The organism is Streptomyces sp. NPDC047886, from assembly GCF_043204435.1.
Classification (GTDB): Bacteria; Actinomycetota; Actinomycetes; order Streptomycetales; family Streptomycetaceae; genus Streptomyces.
Window position 1 is genome coordinate 487213 of the sequence record NZ_JBIDCF010000006.1, and the last position, 18880, is coordinate 506092.

17 protein-coding genes are annotated in these 18880 nt (G+C 73.0%); 12 read left to right on the plus strand and 5 right to left on the minus strand.

Annotated features, from left to right (window positions below; genetic code table 11):
- Nucleotides 1–44 precede the first annotated feature (44 nt).
- Complete coding sequence (locus ACGF5U_RS22710; protein ID WP_392711838.1) at nucleotides 45–1280, minus strand: phosphodiester glycosidase family protein; 1236 nt, start codon at nucleotides 1278–1280, stop codon at nucleotides 45–47.
- 140 nt (nucleotides 1281–1420) lie between these two features.
- Nucleotides 1421–2509, minus strand: coding sequence for an aminoglycoside N(3)-acetyltransferase (locus ACGF5U_RS22715; protein WP_392711840.1), 1089 nt, complete (start codon nucleotides 2507–2509; stop codon nucleotides 1421–1423).
- 150 nt (nucleotides 2510–2659) lie between these two features.
- On the opposite strand from ACGF5U_RS22715, the gene ACGF5U_RS22720 reads away from it, so the two are divergent.
- The 5 genes from ACGF5U_RS22720 (at nucleotide 2660) to ACGF5U_RS22740 (ending at nucleotide 8169) form a co-directional block, all read left to right on the plus strand.
- Entirely contained in the window at nucleotides 2660–3436 is a 777-nt protein-coding gene (locus tag ACGF5U_RS22720) for a DUF72 domain-containing protein (RefSeq protein WP_392711842.1), read from the plus strand.
- A 402-nt stretch (nucleotides 3437–3838) separates the two neighbouring features.
- Nucleotides 3839–5128 (plus strand): ABC transporter substrate-binding protein, encoded by a 1290-nt coding sequence (locus ACGF5U_RS22725; RefSeq protein WP_392711844.1) that lies wholly within the window; start codon nucleotides 3839–3841, stop codon nucleotides 5126–5128.
- Nucleotides 5129–5202: 74 nt separating this feature from the next.
- Nucleotides 5203–6084 (plus strand): carbohydrate ABC transporter permease, encoded by an 882-nt coding sequence (locus tag ACGF5U_RS22730; RefSeq protein ID WP_392711935.1) that lies wholly within the window; start codon nucleotides 5203–5205, stop codon nucleotides 6082–6084.
- A complete protein-coding gene (locus ACGF5U_RS22735; protein ID WP_392711846.1) occupies nucleotides 6084–6917 on the plus strand; it encodes a carbohydrate ABC transporter permease in 834 nt (277 codons plus the stop codon). The genes ACGF5U_RS22730 and ACGF5U_RS22735 overlap by 1 nt, the downstream gene beginning before the upstream one ends.
- A gap of 25 nt (nucleotides 6918–6942) precedes the next feature.
- On the plus strand, nucleotides 6943–8169 hold the full coding sequence (locus ACGF5U_RS22740; protein WP_392711848.1) for an ABC transporter ATP-binding protein: 1227 nt from the start codon (nucleotides 6943–6945) through the stop codon (nucleotides 8167–8169).
- Nucleotides 8170–8304: 135 nt separating this feature from the next.
- Here ACGF5U_RS22740 and ACGF5U_RS22745 read toward each other — a convergent pair whose 3' ends face one another.
- A complete protein-coding gene (locus tag ACGF5U_RS22745) occupies nucleotides 8305–8766 on the minus strand; it encodes a hypothetical protein (protein WP_392711849.1) in 462 nt (153 codons plus the stop codon).
- 180 nt (nucleotides 8767–8946) lie between these two features.
- A complete protein-coding gene (locus ACGF5U_RS22750) occupies nucleotides 8947–10089 on the minus strand; it encodes a site-2 protease family protein (protein WP_392711851.1) in 1143 nt (380 codons plus the stop codon).
- Nucleotides 10090–10339: 250 nt separating this feature from the next.
- Here ACGF5U_RS22750 and ctaD point away from each other — a divergent pair, with 250 nt between their 5' ends.
- The gene (gene ctaD / locus ACGF5U_RS22755) at nucleotides 10340–12067 is read left to right on the plus strand and encodes a cytochrome c oxidase subunit I (protein WP_392711936.1); all 1728 of its coding nucleotides are present in this window, start codon (nucleotides 10340–10342) and stop codon (nucleotides 12065–12067) included.
- A complete protein-coding gene (locus tag ACGF5U_RS22760; RefSeq protein ID WP_392711853.1) occupies nucleotides 12064–12453 on the plus strand; it encodes a cytochrome c oxidase subunit 4 in 390 nt (129 codons plus the stop codon). The genes ctaD and ACGF5U_RS22760 overlap by 4 nt, the downstream gene beginning before the upstream one ends.
- Nucleotides 12454–12461: 8 nt before the next feature.
- On the opposite strand, the gene ACGF5U_RS22765 is transcribed toward ACGF5U_RS22760, so the two are convergent.
- A complete protein-coding gene (locus ACGF5U_RS22765) occupies nucleotides 12462–14156 on the minus strand; it encodes a cytochrome bc complex cytochrome b subunit (RefSeq protein ID WP_392711855.1) in 1695 nt (564 codons plus the stop codon).
- A gap of 250 nt (nucleotides 14157–14406) precedes the next feature.
- On the opposite strand from ACGF5U_RS22765, the gene ACGF5U_RS22770 reads away from it, so the two are divergent.
- The 5 genes from ACGF5U_RS22770 (at nucleotide 14407) to ACGF5U_RS22790 (ending at nucleotide 18878) form a co-directional block, all read left to right on the plus strand.
- Nucleotides 14407–15081 (plus strand): hemerythrin domain-containing protein, encoded by a 675-nt coding sequence (locus tag ACGF5U_RS22770; protein WP_392711857.1) that lies wholly within the window; start codon nucleotides 14407–14409, stop codon nucleotides 15079–15081.
- 65 nt (nucleotides 15082–15146) lie between these two features.
- On the plus strand, nucleotides 15147–15611 hold the full coding sequence (locus tag ACGF5U_RS22775; protein ID WP_392711859.1) for a hypothetical protein: 465 nt from the start codon (nucleotides 15147–15149) through the stop codon (nucleotides 15609–15611).
- Between the two features lie 255 nt (nucleotides 15612–15866).
- On the plus strand, nucleotides 15867–16598 hold the full coding sequence (locus ACGF5U_RS22780; protein ID WP_392711860.1) for a GNAT family N-acetyltransferase: 732 nt from the start codon (nucleotides 15867–15869) through the stop codon (nucleotides 16596–16598).
- Between the two features lie 153 nt (nucleotides 16599–16751).
- Nucleotides 16752–17960 carry an RNA ligase gene (locus ACGF5U_RS22785; RefSeq protein WP_392711861.1) on the plus strand — a complete coding sequence of 403 codons (1209 nt, stop codon included), beginning with the start codon at nucleotides 16752–16754 and terminating at the stop codon, nucleotides 17958–17960.
- A gap of 3 nt (nucleotides 17961–17963) precedes the next feature.
- Nucleotides 17964–18878, plus strand: coding sequence for an AAA family ATPase (locus ACGF5U_RS22790; RefSeq protein WP_392711863.1), 915 nt, complete (start codon nucleotides 17964–17966; stop codon nucleotides 18876–18878).
- Nucleotides 18879–18880 lie beyond the last annotated feature (2 nt).

The following is an 18880-nucleotide window of genomic DNA, read 5'->3' on the forward strand; positions in this document are numbered from 1 at the left end:
CCTGAAGGCCGGCCGGCCCCGCGCACCCCGACGAGGCCGGCCCCTCACGCCGTGACGAACACACCGATCCCGTTCGGCACGGGCCGCTGGAAACCGCCGCTGGGGTGGTTGAGCACACTCACCCCGGCACCCGCGCCCGTCCGCGCCACCAGCGTCGACGAACCTCCGCCGTCGAGGTTGACGGCGTCCGACGCGCCGAGGCCCCGCATCACCTCGGCCATCTCGACCACCGTCAGCCCCGAACGGAACCCCGCGCCGCCGTCCAGCGCCAGCAGCAGCAACCGGTCGCCGCCGTCCGCGACCCCCGCGGCCGTCCGCACCGCCGCCGTCACCCCGTCCATGCCGGGCAGCGGCGCACCACCCCGCAGTACCGGGTAACCGCCCACCGCGAACCGGTACGCCACGCCCGCCGCGGACCCGGCGGACACCAGCCTGTACCGGACGGCCACCCGGTCGCCCACCGCCAGCGCCCGCAGCTGCCGGGCTCCCGCCTCCCGGCCGACCAGCACCTCCGTACCGGCCGCGATCGCGCCCCGGCCCGGTGCGCCCGCCACCGCGACGACCTTGCCGTCCCTGACCGTCACCTCGTAGGTCTCCTCGCTGCACGGCGCCGCCCGCGACGTGTCCGTGCCGCAGGTGGCCCGCGCCCGGGACGCGGCGCCCCAGTCCTTGGTGAACACCCCCACCGAGCCGACCGGCAGCGCGTACTGGTTCAGACCGCCGAGCGGCACCTCGCCCTGAGGCGTCGTCACCGCCCCGTCGAGGACGAGCTCACCGAGCCGGGCCCGCCCCTCCTCGTCGACACCCAGCACCTGGCGGGTGTTCGTGCCCGGCGGCAGCGCGGGACCGAAACGCTGACCGTTCGGCACGGCCGCCTTCAACGGACGGCCGTCCACCACGGCGGGCCCCACCGGCGCGCCCGTCGCCTCCACACCCGGATGCTGGGTCTCCGTCAGATGGAAGAAGTCACCGTTGACCCCGCCCACCGCGGCCGCGCCGTCGGCCAGCGAGGACAGCGTGCCCCGTGCCGCCACGACCCCCGGGTACAGCAGCCCCACCGACACCCGGGGGTCGCTCAGATCGACCGAGAGCAGATGGGCGCGGGCCGTTCCGCGCGGCGACGCCACGTCGAACCAGCCGTACCGGACACCGGTCGCCACCTCGGCGGCGGCGGGCGCGTCGCCACCCCGCGCCGACGCGGGCGGCGCGCCCACCAGGCCCGCCCCGAGCAGCGCGCACCACACCAGCGCGACCAGCGCCGTACCCGGCCTCCGTCTCACGGCCACGGTCCCCCCACCACATGTCGGAGCAACTCACACAGGTCTCAGGAGAGTTGCCCCGGCGAGGGCCGGGTCGAACGGGCCGAACGGGAACCGGCCGGCGACGGGTCGGGAACAACGGGGAAGCGGATCCGGGGAATTCACCCGGGCGGAGCAACCCCGGCCGCGACGCCGACTGCCGTGGCGGCAGCCCCGACCCCGACCGCCCCGACCCCGACCGCCCCGACACCGGCAGCCCCGACACCGGCACTCCCGACACCGGCAGCCCCGACACCGGCAGCCCCGACACCGGCAGCCCCGACACCGGCAGCCCCGACCCCGACCGTCCCGCCCCCGACCGTCCCGACCCCGACCGCGACGGCGAGCGAGCCCCACGCGGGACGCGCCGCTCCCGCGTGCGGTCCCGGCCGCCGCGGCCGGTTCCGCTCCAGCCAGTCGCGCGCGTGGTCCACCGCGTCGACCACCCCCAGCAGCCGCGCCCGCGCCGACCCCACGGGACCGGTCACCACCCGCCCCGGGGCCGCCTCGCGCTCCAGGTCGCCACCGAGCGCCCCGAAGTCGCCGTCGGTCAGGTCCACGTCCTCGTACTCCCACCACCGCCGCACCCCGCCCTCCCGCACCACACAGCGGTAGGCGCGGCGCGGTGGCCGCCGCACCCGGTACTCGCCCAGATGGAAGGCGGTGCACGTGTCGAAGCCGGTGCCCAGCAGCAGGATCCGCGCCCGCAGGTCGTACAGCCGGGCCAGCGGGGAGTCCTCGCCCAGGTGGCAGTCCGGACGGTGGTCGCCGACGACCTTCTCGGCGTGCGCCCCCAGCGCCGCGAACGACGTCTGGGGATGCGCGCTGCGCAGCGCGCCCGGGGCCGTTCTGACCAGTTCGGGGAGGATCCCCACGCCCGTCGACGCCATGGTCAGCGGATCGTACGGCTCCATCGACGCGCGCACGGCGGCGACTTCGGCGTCGCCGAGGCCGCGCACCCGTTCCCGGTAGGCCGGGGAGGTGTCCGAATTGTGCGCCGTGAACGTCGGCACGACCAGGGTCCCGTCCGGGCCGAGCGCCCTGAGCAGGGCACGTACCACCGTACGGCCGCCGCCCGCCACCGGCCCCAAGGCCCGCAACGACGCGTGCACGAGGAGGAAACCACCTGGCTCGACACCCAGCGCGGTGAGCTGCGCGGCGAGCCGGTGCTCGGTGTGGCCCCCCGGTGGCGGGGGCGGCTGCTGGTTCACCGGCACATCGTAGGGGGGAACACGCCGTACCGGAGGCGGGGGAAGAAGCCAAAGTTCCGCGTACGCGACCCACGGCGGCGGCCGATCGGACACGGCACCGGTGCGGCGGGTCCCTCTGCGCGGCGCGGGCCGGGGCCGCATCATCGAGGTATGCCCGTGCTCGTCGGAACGTCGGGGTGGCAGTACCGGGACTGGCGAGGAGTCCTCTACCCGCCCGGCCTGCCCCAGCGGCTGTGGCTGGAGGAGTACGCCCGGCAGTTCTCCACGGTCGAGAGCAACAACGCCTTCTACCGGCTGCCGGCCCGCGAGACGTTCGCCCGGTGGAGCGAGCGCACCCCGGACGGATTCGTCATGGCGGTGAAGGCCAGCCGCTTCCTCACCCACATCAAACGCCTGCGCGAGCCCGAGGAGCCGGTCGCCAGGCTGCTGGCACACGCCGAGGGCCTCGGCGACCGGCTGGGCCCCGTACTGCTCCAGCTGCCGCCCACGCTCCGCGCGGATCCCGGCGCCCTCGACGCCTGCCTCGCCTGCTTCCCGACGGGAACGCGGGTCGCGGTCGAACCCCGCCACCCCTCGTGGTGGACGCCGGAGGTCCGGGCGGTACTGGAGGCCCGCGGCGCGCCGCTGTGCTGGACCGACCGGGGCTCCCGGCCCGCGACCCCCCTGTGGCGCACCGCCGACTGGGGGTACGTGCGCTTCCACGAGGGCCGCGCGCGCACCTGGCCCCGCTACGGCAGGGGAGCGCTTCGCTCGTGGGCCGGGCGTATCGCCGACGCCTGGCCCGAGGACGCGGAGGTCTTCGCGTACTTCAACAACGACCCCGGCGGCGCGGCCGTGCTCGACGCCATGGAGTTCCGGCGGCTCACCTCGCCCCACCCGGGCGGGAGCCGCCGCACTCGGGACCGGCCCCCGGCGGGCGAGGGGTGACGGGCACGAGCACGACGGTGATGTTGTCGTGCCCGCCCGCGTCCAGCGCGTAGCGGACCAGCGCCTCGGCCTCGCCCCGAAGCCCCCCGCCGCCCCCGCCCCCGGGTCACGGCCCCGACCGGACCCCCACCGGGTCACGGCCCCGACCGGACCCCCACCGGGTCCCGACCCCGCCGGGTCCCGGACCGAGCGGCTCCGGCCCGAGCGGCAGGGGCTCGGACCGTGTCGGACACCGTCGTACGGCCGGCGGTCGGGTGGCATCCGGGTGGCATCGGCGGCGACACGGCCCGCGCGCCACGCCGTGCCGCCGCCGACCTGCCTAGGGTCGGCGGGGTCCGGGGCCGTCGCGTCACCCGGGTGTCCCGTCGCCGCCGAGTCCGGGATGTGAACCGATTGCCGTCCATGAAGGGGCCGGCCCGCCGTGCGCGGGGTGGTGGTCCGCGGGCCCTCGTCGCCCTGCTCGTCCTCGCCGTGCTCGCCCCGCTCCTCGGCTCCTGCGGCGCCTCCGAGGAGACCGGCGGGACCACACTGAACTGGTACCACTTCCCCGACGACTCCGGTGCGCTCGCGAGCGCCGCCGAGCGGTGCACCGGGGCCTCCGGCGGTCGGTACCGGATCGCCTACCACAAGCTGCCGCGCACCGCCGACGGCCAGCGCCAGCAGCTCGTCCGCCGCATGGCCGCCGAGGACGACACCCTCGACATCCTCGGCCTCGACGTCACCTGGGCGCCCGAGTTCGCCGAGGCACGGTGGATCCTGCCCTGGACCGGCGACCAGCGCCGGCGCGCCACCGACGGCACCCTGGAGGTGCCGCTGGAGACAGCGACCTGGAAGGACGAGCTGTACGCGGTCCCGTACAACACCAACACCCAGCTCCTGTGGTACCGGGCCGACCTGGTGCCCCGTCCGCCGACGACCTGGGACGAGATGCTGGACATGGCACGCGAGCTCGCGGCCCGCGGCGAGCCGCACTACGTCGAGATCCAGGGGGCCCAGTACGAGGGGCTCACCGTCTGGTTCAACACCCTGGTGGCGAGCGCCGGCGGGTCCGTCCTGAACGCCGCAGCCACGGAGGCGGCACTCGGACCGCCCGCCCTGCGCGCGCTCGGCATCATGCGCGACCTCGCCACCTCACCGGCCGCCGATCCGTCGCTGTCGAACCAGATGGAGGACCAGAACCGGCTGGCCATGGAGTCCGGCAAGGCGGCCTTCGAACTCAACTACCCGTTCGTCCACCCCTCGATGAAGGCGAACAACCCCGACCTCTTCCGGCACTTCCGCTGGGCCCCGTACCCCCGGGTCGACGCCGACGAGCCGGCGCGGCCCACCATCGGCGGGGTCAACCTCGCCGTCGCCGCCTACTCGCGCCACCCGGACCTGGCCTTCGATGCGGCCCTGTGCCTGCGCGACCGCGAGAACCAGATGACCGCCGCCGTCAAGGGCGGCCTGCCGCCCACCCTCCGCGAGCTCTACGACGACGCCGCCTTCGTCGAGAACTACCCGTTCGCCGCGGACATCCTCGCCGCCCTGGAGAACGCCAGCGTCCGGCCGCCGACCCCGGCCTACCAGAACGTGTCCATCGCGATCTCCCACGCGCTCTCCCCGCCCTCCGCCATCCGCCCCGAACGGGTCGCGCGGACCATCGAGGAGCAGATCGACGACGCCCTCCAGTCGAAGGGGCTGATCCCGTGAACCGCCCCGCCCCGCCGACGGCCGCCCCCTCGGGCGCCCGGCCGTCGCCGCCCGGTCGGGCCGCCGCCCCGCGCCTGTCCGCAGGCGCCCGGCAGGAACGGCGGCTGGGCTGGCTGCTGTGCGCACCGGCCGTCGCCGTGATGGTCGCGGTCACCGCCTATCCCATCGCCTACGCGGTCTACCTCTCCCTCCAGCGACACGACCTCCGCTTCCCCGACCAGGCGCGGTTCGTGGGCTTCGCCAACTACGCGGCCGTGCTCTCCTCGGAGTTCTGGTGGCGGGCGTTCTGGGTGACGCTGCTGATCACCGTCGTCTCCGTCGCGGTCGAGCTCGTCCTGGGTCTCGTCCTGGCCGTCGTCATGCACCGCACCCTGTTCGGGCGCGGCACGGTCCGCACCGCGATCCTCATCCCGTACGGCATCGTCACCGTCGTCGCGGCGTTCTCCTGGCAGTACGCCTGGACACCGGGCACCGGCTATCTCGCCGCCCTGCTCCCGGCGGGCGAGGCGCCCCTCACGGAGCAGTGGCCGGCCATCGGGTTGATCATCCTCGCCGAGGTCTGGAAGACCACACCGTTCATGGCGCTGCTGCTCCTGGCCGGACTCGCCCTCGTCCCCGAGGAGACGCTGCGGGCGGCCATGGTCGACGGCGCCGGTGCGGGGCAGCGGTTCTTCCGGGTCACACTGCCGCTGATGAAGCCCGCCATCCTCGTGGCGCTGCTCTTCCGCACCCTCGACGCGTTCCGGGTCTTCGACAACATCTACGTGCTGACGTCCGGCGCACACGGCACGGCGTCGGTGTCGATCCTCGGGTACGACAACCTCTTCACCGCGCTCAACCTCGGTATCGGGTCGGCGGTCTCGGTGCTCATCTTCCTCTGTGTGGCCGTCATCGCCTTCACCTTCGTCAGACTCTTCGGGGCCGCCGCCCCGGGCGCGCGGGAGGCGGGACGCTGATGGCCGGCGCACACGGGAGGAAGGTCACCGGCTGGGCCGTCGTCAACGTGCTGGTGGTGGCCTACGCGCTCTTCCCCGTCTGGTGGATCGCCGCGCTGTCGTTCAAGGACCCGAGCACCCTGACGGACGGCCAGTTCATCCCGGCGAAGTGGACCCTGGACAACTACCGGGGCATCTTCGAGACGGCCGAGTTCACCCGGGCGCTCCTCAACTCCATCGGTATCGCGCTGATCGCGACCGGTATCGCCGTCGTGCTGGGCACGATGGCCGCCTACGCCGTGGCGAGGCTGCGCTTCCCCGGCAAACGGCTGCTGATCGGCATGTCCCTGCTGATCGCGATGTTCCCGCCGATCTCGCTGGTGTCGCCGCTGTTCGAGATCGAGCGGGTCCTCGGCATCTTCGACACCTGGGCGGGACTGATCATCCCGTACATGACCTTCTCCCTGCCGCTGGCCATCTACACCCTGTCCGCGTTCTTCCGGGAGATCCCCTGGGACCTGGAGAAGGCGGCCAAGGTCGACGGGGCCACCCCCGCACAGGCGTTCCGGCTGGTGATCGCCCCGCTGGCCGCGCCAGGCGTGTTCACCACCGCCATCCTGGTGTTCATCTTCTGCTGGAACGACTTCCTGTTCGCGATCTCGCTGACCTCCACCACGGCGGCCCGCACGGTCCCGGCGGCGATCGCCTTCTTCACCGGGAGCAGCCAGTTCCAGCAGCCGACCGGTTCGATCGCCGCGGCGGCCGTGGTGATCACCGTGCCGATCATCGTCTTCGTCCTGCTGTTCCAGCGGCGCATCGTCGCCGGACTCACCTCCGGAGCCGTCAAGGGCTGACCGCCCGGACAAGGAGCACCGACCCGTGGCCGAGATCGTTCTCGAAGGCGTCACCAAGCGGTACCCCGACGGCTCGCTGGCCGTACGGGACGTCGACCTCACCGTCGCCGACGGGGAGTTCGTCATCCTCGTCGGCCCCTCCGGGTGCGGGAAGTCCACCACGCTCAACATGATCGCCGGACTGGAGGACATCACGTCGGGCACGCTCCGCATCGACGGACAGGTCGTCAACGACAAGGCGCCCAAGGACCGTGACATCGCCATGGTCTTCCAGAGCTACGCCCTCTACCCGCACATGAGCGTGCGCGACAACATGGGCTTCGCCCTGCGGCTCGCCAAGACCGACAAGGCCACCGTCCGCGCGAAGGTGGAGGAGGCCGCCCGCATCCTCGACCTCACCGAGCACCTCGACCGCAAACCGGCGAACCTCTCCGGCGGCCAGCGCCAGCGCGTCGCCATGGGCCGCGCGATCGTCCGCGACCCCAAGGCGTTCCTCATGGACGAGCCGCTGTCCAACCTCGACGCCAAGCTGCGCGTGCAGATGCGCACCCAGATCTCCCGCCTCCAGCAGCGGCTGGGCACCACCACCGTGTACGTCACCCACGACCAGACCGAGGCCATGACCCTCGGGGACCGGGTGGTCGTCATGCGCGGCGGCGTCGTCCAGCAGGTCGGCAGCCCGCAACACCTCTACGACGAACCGCGCAACCTCTTCGTCGCCGGGTTCATCGGCTCGCCCGCCATGAACCTCCTGCGCGCCGGCCTCGAGGAGGGAAGACTCCGCACCTCGCTCGGCGACCTGCCCCTGGACGACCGGATCAGACGGGCACTGGAGCGTGCCGACGCACCCCGTGACCTGATCGCCGGGCTGCGCCCCGAGGCCTTCGAGGACGCCGCACTGGTCGAGCCGGGCCGGGCACCGGGGGCCGTCTTCACAGCGACCGTCGACGTCGTGGAATCCCTCGGCTCTGACGTGTACGCCTACTTCGCCGAGGAGGGCGGCGAACTACTCGCGGGCCCCTCCGGCCCTGCCGGTCCGGCCGGACTCGCCGAGCTCGCCGAACTCGCCGCCGACTCCGGCGCCGGCGAGACGGGCGGCAGCGGCCGGCAGGTCGTCACCCGGCTGAGCACCGCCACCCGCGTCCGCGAGGGCGCCCGCGCCGACATCTGGGTAGACACCTCACGGCTGCATCTGTTCGACCCGAGGACCGGCGTGAACCTGACGCTCCGCGAGGGATCGGACGACGACTGACGGCCCGCCCGGACGAGCACCCCGTACGGCGGGCGCGGTCGTACGGCGTGGGCGGGTTCATACGGCGGGTTCACGCGGCCGGCGCCGGGGCGGGGGCCGGACCTGATCGGTCCGGCCCCCTTCTCACGGAGCCGGTCAGACGGCCCGCAGCAGGTACAGGGTCTGGAATCCGCCGCTGGTGGAGCAGGACAGGGTGTTCTGCGTGCTGGTGTACGTGAAGCCCGGCGGGACGGTGCAGGCCCACAGCCCGGTCCTCGGCGTGCGCAGCTGGTACAGGGTGCGGAAGCCGCCGCTGGTGGAGCAGGACAGCGTGTTCTGGGTGGAGCTGTAGGTGAAGCCGGACGCCGTGGTGCACGCCCATAAGCCGTCCGTCGGCTGCTGCACGTAGTAGTACGTTCTGAAGCCGGTGCCGCCGCAGCTCAGCGTGGACTGCGTGTTCGTGTACGCGTAGCCGGACGGGATGGTGCAGGACCAGAACCCGTCGGCGGCCGGTGCCGCCGGTGCGGCGGCCGCCGTGGCCGGGACGAGGGCGGCGGCCAGTGTGACGGCGGCCGTGCCCGCGCCGAGCAGAAGGTTCCGCAGTTTCTGTCGCAGCATGAGGAAAGCACTCCTGGTTGGTCGTCCAGTGGGCAGAACCAACGGGTGGGGGGCCGGCCGGGTCTCTGTCCCTTGCCCCGGCCGCCGTAGAGCGCGCGGTGGGATGCTCGCAGCCGCATCGGCCAGGGGCAAGTGCGGCTCCCTCGCCGCCGTCGCGATCCGGCCGCCCGCGCGCCGCCGTCAGAACGCCCGGTTGCGCCAGGTGGACGAGGACGCCAGCCAGGCGGTGACCCGGCTGATGTCGGAGCTGGTGACGATGCCCACCAGCCGGCCGTCCCCGTCGACGACGAGCAGCCGGTGCGCCGCGCTCGACTCCAGCCGGGGCAGGGCCGCCGTCAGCGGATCGTCGGGGCCGGCCGTGGGGATCTCCCCCGCCGGGATCATCACGGTGGCCAGCCCCGAGCCCCGCTCCGCCTCGGCGGTCGCGGCGGCCGTCTTCACACTGATCAGGCCCACCGGGCGGTCGTCCTCGTCCACCACGGGGAACGCCGAGTGCCGGTAGCGGTACCGGGGGTCGGCCAGGAACCCGGCGACGGTGAGGCCGACGGGCACGGCCGTGGGGTCCGCGCTCATGGCCTGGCGCACGGGGATGCCGCTCAGCAGCTCCCGCGTCTTCGCCTGACCGCCCTCGGCGGTGGCCATGGCGACGAGGAACCAGCCGATGACCACGAGCCAGAAACCGCTGAACACGGCACCGAAGAACACGAGGTACAGGCCGGCACCGACCAGCAGCCAGCCCAGCGCCCGGCCGGCTCCGGTGGCCACCGCCGTGGCCTTCAGCGGATCACCGGTCCGGCGCCACACCAGCGCCCGCAGCAGCCGCCCGCCGTCCAGCGGCGCGGCGGGCAGGGCGTTGAACACGGCCAGCAGGATGTTGATGCCCGCCAGCCAGGCCAGCGCCTCGACCGGCAGCCCGGCCCCGTACACGGCGCCGACCAGCCATGCCACGAGGCCGAAGAACACCCCGAGCAGCAGGCTGACCAGCGGCCCCACACCGGCGATGCGCACCTCGGCGCCCGGTGTGGGCGCCTCGCTCCTGAGCCTGGCCATCCCGCCGAGCAGCCAGAGCGTGATGCCGTCGACGTCCACGCCGTTGCGGCGGGCCACGACGGCATGGCTGAGCTCATGGGCGAGCAGCGACAGCAGGAAGACGACGGCCGATGCCAGCCCGGTGAGCCAGTACACCCAGCCCGGGCGGTCCGGGTACGCGTCGGGGAGCCGTCCGGCCAGCCCGAAGGCCAGCAGCACGACGATGACCAGAACGCTCCAGTGCACCCCGACCCGTACACCGGCCAGCCGCCCCAGCGACAGCGTCGCCTTCACCGCGTACACCTCCCTCGTCCCCGCCCGTCGCCCTCCGGGTTTCCCGCCGGGACCGCCCTCACGCATCCGTCGGCGCGGGTTCGTCCGTCCCGGCCGGGCCACGGGGAGCGCCGGTTGGCGGACGCGGTTGTTTGGCGGACGGGCGGAAGGGCTACAGAGCACGCGCGATGGCGCCCCGGCCGCCGCCGTCGGCCTCAGCACACCGGAGGAGCCCATGCCCCAGCCGCGCCGGCCCCGGCCCGACGACCGGATGGACGCCGGTCCACCGCTCGCCGGGCCGCCCGAGACCGGTCCGACGGCCGCGCCGGCGCACCCCCGTCTCACCGTGGGTGACCGGATCCGGTCCTACGCGACCACGACCGATCACAAGACGATCGGCGCCATGTACCTGGTCACCGCGTTCGGGTTCTTCCTGATCGCGGGGCTGCTCGCGATGCTCATGCGGGCGGAGCTGGCGCGACCTGGGCTCCAGATCATGAACAGCTTCCAGTACAACCAGCTCTTCACGATCCATGGAACGATCATGATGCTGCTGTTCGCGACACCGATGTTCGCCGGGTTCGCCAACGCCATCATGCCGCTCCAGATCGGCGCCCCCGACGTCGCCTTCCCCCGCCTCAACGCCCTGACCTACTGGCTGTTCCTCTTCGGGGGCCTGATCGTCCTCTCCGGGTACCTGCTCCCCGGCGGAGCCGCCTCGTTCGGGTGGTTCGCCTACGCCCCGCTGAACAGCGCCGTGCACACCCCGAGCCTCGGCGGCGACCTGTGGACGATGGGCCTGGTCGTCGCCGGTCTGAGCACCACGCTCGGCGCGGTCAACTTCATCACCACCATCGTCTGCCTGCGCGCGCCCGGCATGACGATGTTCCGGATGCCGATCTTCACCTGGAACATCCTACTCACCTCGGTCCTGGCGCTGCTCGCGTTCCCCGTGCTGACCGCGGCCCTGCTGGCCCTGGAGGCCGACCGCAGGTTCGGGTCGCACATCTTCGACTCCGCCAACGGCGGGGCGCTGCTCTGGCAGCACCTCTTCTGGTTCTTCGGCCATCCCGAGGTGTACATCGTCGCCCTGCCGTTCTTCGGCGTGGTCTCCGAGATCGTGCCCGTGTTCAGCCGCAGGCCGCTCTTCGGCTACGTCGGCATGGTCGGCGCCACGATCGCCATCACGATGCTGTCGGCGGCCGTATGGGCCCATCACATGTTCGCGACGGGAGCCGTCCTGCTGCCGTTCTTCTCGTTCATGTCGTTCCTCATCGCCGTGCCCACCGGCGTCAAGTTCTTCAACTGGATCTGCACCATGTGGCGGGGGTCGCTGTCGTTCGAGACGCCCATACTGTGGGCCGCCGGATTCCTGGTGACCTTCCTCCTGGGCGGCCTCAGCGGTGTTCTGATCGCCTCACCGCCGCTGGACTTCCACCTCACGGACTCCTACTTCATCGTCGCCCATCTCCACTACGTCCTGTTCGGCACCATCGTGTTCGCCATGTTCGGCGGGTTCTACTTCTGGTGGCCGAAGCTGACCGGCAGGATGCTCGACGAACGCCTCGGCAGGATCCACTTCTGGACCCTGTTCACCGGCTTCCAGATCACCTTCCTCGTCCAGCACCGGCTGGGCGAGTCCGGCATGCCCCGCCGCTACGCCGACTACCTCGCCGCCGACGGCTTCACCGTCCTCAACATGGTGTCGTCGGCCGGCGCGTTCCTGCTGGGGCTGTCGACCCTGCCGTTCCTCTACAACGTCTGGCGGACCGCCAGACACGCCCCGCGGATCGAGACCGGCGACCCCTGGGGGTTCGGCCGGTCGCTGGAGTGGGCGACCTCCTGCCCGCCGCCCCGGCACAACTTCGACGCCCTGCCCCGGATCCGCTCCGACTCCCCGGCCTTCGACCTCCACCACCCGGACGTGGCGCAGATCCGGGCCGCCGCTGGCACATCAGCCAGGCCCAGCCCCGACACCCCGAGGAGGCGGAACCCATGAGGACGGAAGCCCGGCTGTTCGCCGGCGTCGCGCTCTTCTTCCTGGTGACCGACACCGCCTACATCTGGTTCGCCCGCGAACCCGCCGGGATCGCGGCCCTCACCGTGTCCTTCCTGATGGCGGCGGTCGTCTCCTTCTTCTGCGCCGTCAACCACCGGCGCAGGGGGAGCAGACCGGAGGACCGGGGCGACTCCGAGATCCGGGAACGCGGCGGCGCCCTGGGCTTCTTCCCCCCGCAGAGCGCCCACCCGCCGCTGACCGGCCTGGGGATCGCGCTGCTCGGCGTCGGCACCGTGTTCGGACTCTGGCTGTTCCTCATCGGGCTCGGCGTCACGGCGGCCGGGGTCCTCGGCATGGTCTTCCAGTACGCGGGACGCGACGACTAAGGCGCGGCCTACTCCTCGTCGTCCCCCGCCGCCGTGGAGGCCCGCACCGACGCCGGGTCCAGGAGCCGGCCGGAGATCTGCAGGCGCTCCTCCGCCGTCGTGGGCATCTCGACCCGGTCACGGTAGTACCAGGCGCTCAGCCGGGCCCGCAGCCGCTGCCGGCGCGACGCCCCCGGACCCGGCCGCTCCAGCGGTTCGGGCACCTCGCGCACCAGCAGCCGGTAGCGGCGCTCGGCGCCGAGCGGCCGACGGGCCTCGCCGAGCCCGCCGTACGGACTCTGGCGGACCGCTCCGGTCTCCTCGCCCTCCTCCAGCAGCCGCCGGTCGTGCGCCTGGAGCGCGAGGCAGACCCGTCTCGTCACCAGGAAGGCGACGACCGGGCCGACGAACACCAGCACCCGGAACAGCCAGGTCAGGCTCTCCAGGGACAGCCGGAAGACCAGGGCCATCACGTCGTTGCCGCCGGCCGCGAGCAGGACGGCGTAGAACACGATCCCGGCGACCCCCAGAGCGGTCCGGTTGGGCCGGTCCCTGGGCCGGTCGCACAGGTGGTGCTCCATCAGGTCGCCGGTCGCCCATCTCTCGACGTACGGGTAGAGGTAGAGCCCCAGGAACAGCAGACCGGGCAGCAGCACCGCCGGGAGGAACACGCTCCACATCACCGTGTGCCCCGCCACGACCGTGTCCCACGGGGGCATCAGCCGCAGGGCGCCTTCGAGGAAGCCCACGTACCAGTCCGGCTGGACGTCCGTCGAGATCAGGTCGGGCCGGTAGGGACCGTAGTTCCAGACCGGGTTGATCTGCGCGACGGCACCGAGGACCACCATGACGCCGGAGACCATGAGGAACAGGCCCGTCGACTTGGCCGTGAAGTGCGGGAACATCGGCTGCCCCACGACATTGCGGTTGGTCTTCCCCAGGGACGCCCACTGGGTGTGCTTGAGGTAGACCACCATCAGCACATGGGCGGTGATCAGCGCGATGAGGACGGCGGGGACGAACAGCACGTGCAGGATGTACAGCCGGGGCAGCACCACATGACCGGGATACGCCCCTCCCCACACGAAGAAGCTGAGGTACGTCCCCACGACCGGGATCGACTTCACGATCGTGTCGGCGGTGCGCAGCCCCGTGCCCGACAGCAGGTCGTCCGGCAGCGAGTACCCGGCGAACCCCTCCAGCATCGCCAGCGTGAACAGGGTCACGCCGATCAGCCAGTTGAGTTCACGCGGCCGGCGGAACGCCCCGGTGAAGAACACCCGCAGCATGTGCACGGCCAGCGCGGCGACGAAGACGAGCGCCGCCCAGTGGTGCGTCTGCCGCATGAGCAGACCGCCCCGGACGTCGAAACTGAGCTGGAGTGAGGTCGCGTAGGCGTTCGACACCCGCAGCCCCCGCAAGGGCTCGTAGCCGCCCCGGTAGACGGTCTCCGTCATGCTCGGGTCGAAGAACAGGGTCAGATAGCTCCCGGTGATCAGCAGGACCAGGAAGCTGTACAGCGCGATCTCACCCAGCAGGAACGACCAGTGGTCGGGGAACGCCTTGCGGATCAGGGCGCGGCCGAGCTCCGATACGGGGGCCCGGCGGTCCAGCGCGACGTACCCGGTGAAGGCGGCGCGGCGGCCCGTGCTTCTCGCCTTCGCCGCCGTCGCGTCCGGTGTCGTCGCTTCCCGTGCCCTCGCTCTCCGTTGCCGGAACGGCATGCGCCCTGCTCCCTGTCCGCCGGTGGGCCGTCCGGGCGGCTTACCCGCCACGGCACGCGCGTGCGTACCCCGCACTATGCGGGCCGGTGATGCCGGGGCCTCGGCATTAGGCAGAACATGGGCACGTCCGCCTCCCCGTCCCCCTCCCGTCCCCCTCCCCGCCGATCGGGTTCCGCCGCGGCCGGCCGGTACGCCACGCGCGTGTCAGGGAAGAGGGAAGGGGCACACCGACGAGGGAAGACGGACGGACATGGACCCCGAGCCAGACCTCATCCAGGAACTCACCGCCGATCACGGCCGGATCCAGCGGCTCTTCGACCGCCTGCGCGCATCCGAGCCCCTTGGGGCCCGCCGCGCGGAACTCGTCGCGCGGGCGGTCCGGGCGATCGCGCTGCACCTGGACATCGAGAGCCGGTGCCTGGCCCCGGTGGTGCGCCAGGAGCCGGCCGACGGCGACCGCCCGGCCGACGGCGGCCGCCCGGCCGACCGGGCCGACCGGGCCGACCAGGCGGACGCCGGACGCGCCGGACGCGCCGAGTATGGCGACTACGCCGAACACGCCGCGCTCGCCCGGACGCTGCGCGCGCTGGAGGCACGGGAGCCCGGTGGCGAGGAGTACGGCGAACTGCTCCTGTCGCTCGTCACCCGCGTCACCGACCACGCCCGACACCAGGAGCAGCGCCTCTTCCCACGCCTCCAGGCGGTGTGCCCGCCGGACGTCCTCGCCCGGTACGGGCGTGAGGTCAGGAAGCTCCGTGCGGCCCACGCCGCCGCCCCCGGCCCGGCCGCCGTCCGCCGGGGGCCCGCCGGAAGGCTCCGCGACCGCCTGCGGTCCGCGGGCCCGACGCCCCGCGCGTCGGCCACCGGCCCCCTCGTGCCGGACGAACCGGACCGCGCGGCTCGGCCGCGGCGCCGCCCGCGGTAGCGCAAGCCCGGTCGGCTCCTGCCGCCGTTGGCCGCGCTCCGGCACGGCCCGCTATCTTCGGTCGGATGCGATCAGAGCAGCAGCCCCACAACGCCCCCGTCCCCGCCGCGCCCGTTCCGCCCGTCGGCCCCCGGCCCCGAGGCCGCCGGGGTCTCGTCGCCGGTGCCATGGCGCTCGGCCTCCTGCTCGGTGGCGGCGGCGTGGGCGCGGCCTGGCTGCTCGGCGGCGACGGCTCCGGCGCCCGGGCGGGCGGCCCCGGCCCGGCCGACGACGCCCGCGCCGCCTGCCGGGCACTGGACGGCTTCGACGAGTCGCGGTACGCCGCGAAGGGCCCGGACGGCGACATCGCCGTCAACCGGTACGCGGCGGCCGGAGTGCTCTCCGCTGCGGCGGCCGCGGGGGACGCGGCGTACCAGCCGCTCGCGCGGGCCATACGCCGTTCGCAGGACCGCCACGCCCAGGTCTTCGACTTCGACGCGCGGGTGAGGAAGGACCTGGCCGAAGCCCGGCGCATCTGCTCCGAGCTGTAGACCCGGGCGGAGGGAAAGGGCCAGGCGGCCTCCCGTCGCGGGCATTTCATCCCCGTGTGCGGCGGGGTTCGCGCCGGGTTCTGTCGCACGGCTGATCGGGGCTGCATACTGTCCTCCTCGATCTGGTGCCGAAACGGTTCACCTGCCCGTCGGCCACTCCGTCGCGCGGTCGGCCCGGCCCGGCGAGTAGCCCATGACCCCCATGCCCCCGATGGGCGTGGGGACCCCTCTGCTCGTGAAAGCCGCGAGGTTCCGTTGCCAGTACCTGTAGTCCTTGCCGGGCGCACCGTGCGCCTGGAGCCGCTGGCCATGGGCCATGCCGAGGGCCTCGCGCGAGCCGGCGCGCAGGATCGTTCCGCCTATGCGTTCACACCCGTACCCGACGGAATCGACGCGTCGTACGACTACATCGCCCGCGCCCTGAACGATCAGGCCGCCGGGCGGGCGCTCGCCTTCGCGGTGGTGCGCGCGGCCGACGGGCGGGTGCTCGGCTCGACCAGGTTCCTGGAACTGGACTACTGGCGGGGCCCGCTCGTGTGGCCGCCGGTCACTGGCCTCCCCGACGGCCCGCCGCTCACCGCCGTGCCCGACGCCGCCGAGATGGGCAACACCTGGATCAGCGCGGAGGCGCGCGGGACCGGAGTCAACACCGAGGCCAAGCTGCTCATGTTCCGCCACGCGTTCGAGACCTGGGGCGTCCGGCGGGTCACGCTCCGCGCCGACGCCCGCAACACCCGCTCCCGTGCCGCGATCGAACGGCTCGGGGCCGTCTGCGAAGGCGTGCGCCGGGCCCACTGCCGAGGTCTGGACGGCGTGGTCCGCGACACCGCGTTCTACTCCGTCCTGGACGAGGAGTGGCCCGCTGTACGCGGCTTCATCGAACTGCGCCTGTCCAGCACCCCGCACGCGGCCGGTCTGCTCGACCGTGCCTTCGGCGGGGAGTACGAGGAGCACGGCGGCGGCACCGGGCAACTGCTCCCCGCGTGACGTGACATGACGTGACCGGTGGGACGCGACCCGCGTGACGTGACGTGACCGGCGTGACGCGACCGGCGGCGGGCGAGCCCGGTCCCGTCTTATTCGCTGTCGTTCAGGGATTCCCCCAGGTGAGAATGCGGGTATTCGAACGGGGAGGAATCCATGAGCCAGGCGTACCTGACGCTGCGTGAGCTGCTGCCGCCGCAGGAGCTGACGGCGGCGCTTGAAGCCGGGCACGTCACCCGCAAGGCGCACCCCTCGCTGCCGCTGTCCCTCTACACGTACACCAGGACATGCCAGTACGAGCGGATCTGGAACCGCGTCACCACCCGCTGCCGCGGGCTCGTCGCCGACGACGTCACCGGCGAGGTCGTCGCGCTGCCGCTGCCGAAGTTCTTCAACGTGGGGGAGCACGAGTCCGGTCAGCCGTACGCGCCGGCCCTGCCGGACGAGCCGTTCGAGGTGTACGACAAGGTCGACGGCAGCCTCGCGGTCGTCTTCCACTACGCCGGCGGCTGGCGGGTCGCGTCGAAGGGGTCGTTCATCAGCACACAGGCCACCTGGGCCCAGCGCCTGCTCGACGCCAAGGACACCTCGGCGCTCACTCCCGGTGTGACGTACCTGGCGGAGATCCTCTACCCGCAGAACCGGATCGTCGTCGACTACGGCGACCGCCGGGACCTGGTGCTGCTCGCCGCGTTCGCCAAGGACGGCACCGAGATACCCCTCGCCGACGCGGCCCCCGCGTGGCAGCCGATCGGCTCCGTCGTCACGGTCTGGCCCGCGATGCCGCTCGCCGAACTGCTGGCCCTCACCGAGTCGAACACGCTGCCCGGCGGCCGCGCCGCCACCGGGACGGACGCGGAGGGCTTCGTCCTCCGCTTCGCGTCCGGCGTACGGGCGAAGGCCAAACTGTCCGAGTACGTACGGCTCCACAAGGTCCTGACCGGCGTCACCGAACGGGACGTCTGGCGCGGCCACGGCATCCAGCGCTTCGCCGGCCTCCCCCCGAAGCAGGTCGCCCAGGCGCTCGGCTGCTCGGCGGCGGACATCACCGCGTCGGGCGGGCGCCCCCTGGACGGCCTGCTGGAGCAGGTGCCGGACGAGTTCGACGCCTGGGTGCGCGGGCTGATCGCCCGTATCGACAAGGACGTGGCCGACCGCGAGCGCGCCATCGACACCGCGTACCGGGCCCTCGCCCCGCTCGCCGGCGACCGGGCCGCCTTCGCCCGCGCCGCGAAGGCCCTGCCGGACCCCACTGTCCGCGCCGCCGTGTTCCTGCGCCTGGACGGACGTCCCACCGAGCTCGTCACCTACCGCTCCGTGCGGCCGGAGGCGTCCGACCCGTTCACGACCGATGAGGAGAACTGACCCGTGCCCGTAGTCCATGTCATGACCGGACTCCCCGCCTCGGGGAAGACGACGGAGGCGCGTCGGCTCCAGGCGGAGTCCGGCGGCCGGATGCGCCGGGTCAACCTGGACGACCTGCGCACCATGCTGGACGTCCCGGCGCCCGAGCGCGGCCGGTCGTACACCCACGAGCAGACGGTGCTGGCCATCCAGGACGCGGCCGTCCGCGCCGCCATCGGGGACGGCTTCGACGTCGTCGTCGACAACACGCACCTGACGCCCCACATCCCCAAGCGGCTCAAGGCCGCCGTGGCCGGGCAGGCCACGTTCGTCGTCCACGACTTCACCGGCGTACCGGTGGAGGAGTGCGTGCGGCGCGACGGCGCGCGGGAGCGGTCCGTCGGCGAGGAGATCATCCGGCTGCTCGCCGACAAGCACGCGAGGTCCCGCAGCGGCGGCTGGCGGCTCACCGACGCATGGCTGAACGACCGGCCGCCCGTGCGGCCCTACGTCCCGGACCCGGCGCTGCCGTCGGCTGTCATGTGCGACATCGACGGCACCCTCGCCCTCCGGGGCGCCCGGGGCCCGTACGACTTCGGGCGCTGCGACGAGGACCTCGTCAACGTCTCGGTACGGCAGGCCCTGCGCGCGTTCCGCCGCGCGGACGGCGACGTCGTCGTGCTGCTCTCCGGCCGGGGCGAGGAGCACCGGGAGAAGACCGAGGAGTGGCTGCGACGGCACGAGGTGCCCTACGACGAGCTGTGGATGCGGGCCGCCGGCGACGGCCGGCGCGACGACGTGGTGAAGGCCGAACTCTTCGACCGGCACGTACGCCACCGGTTCGCGGTACGGGTCTCCCTGGACGACCGCGACCGCGTCGTCGCCGTGTGGCGCCGGATGGGCCTGCCCACCTGGCAGGTCGACTACGGCGCCTTCTGACC

Bases quoted from the DNA above. Each gene is read 5' to 3' on its own strand.
- ACGF5U_RS22720 (WP_392711842.1), top strand. From the start codon at position 2,660: ATGCCCGTGCTCGTCGGAACGTCGGGGTGGCAGTACCGGGACTGGCGA.
- ACGF5U_RS22725 (WP_392711844.1), top strand. From the start codon at position 3,839: ATGAAGGGGCCGGCCCGCCGTGCGCGGGGTGGTGGTCCGCGGGCCCTC.
- ACGF5U_RS22735 (WP_392711846.1), top strand. From the start codon at position 6,084: ATGGCCGGCGCACACGGGAGGAAGGTCACCGGCTGGGCCGTCGTCAAC.
- ACGF5U_RS22745 (WP_392711849.1), bottom strand. From the start codon at position 8,766: ATGCTGCGACAGAAACTGCGGAACCTTCTGCTCGGCGCGGGCACGGCC.
- ctaD (WP_392711936.1), top strand. From the start codon at position 10,340: ATGGACGCCGGTCCACCGCTCGCCGGGCCGCCCGAGACCGGTCCGACG.
- ACGF5U_RS22760 (WP_392711853.1), top strand. From the start codon at position 12,064: ATGAGGACGGAAGCCCGGCTGTTCGCCGGCGTCGCGCTCTTCTTCCTG.
- ACGF5U_RS22765 (WP_392711855.1), bottom strand. From the start codon at position 14,156: ATGCCGTTCCGGCAACGGAGAGCGAGGGCACGGGAAGCGACGACACCG.
- ACGF5U_RS22770 (WP_392711857.1), top strand. From the start codon at position 14,407: ATGGACCCCGAGCCAGACCTCATCCAGGAACTCACCGCCGATCACGGC.
- ACGF5U_RS22775 (WP_392711859.1), top strand. From the start codon at position 15,147: ATGCGATCAGAGCAGCAGCCCCACAACGCCCCCGTCCCCGCCGCGCCC.
- ACGF5U_RS22785 (WP_392711861.1), top strand. From the start codon at position 16,752: ATGAGCCAGGCGTACCTGACGCTGCGTGAGCTGCTGCCGCCGCAGGAG.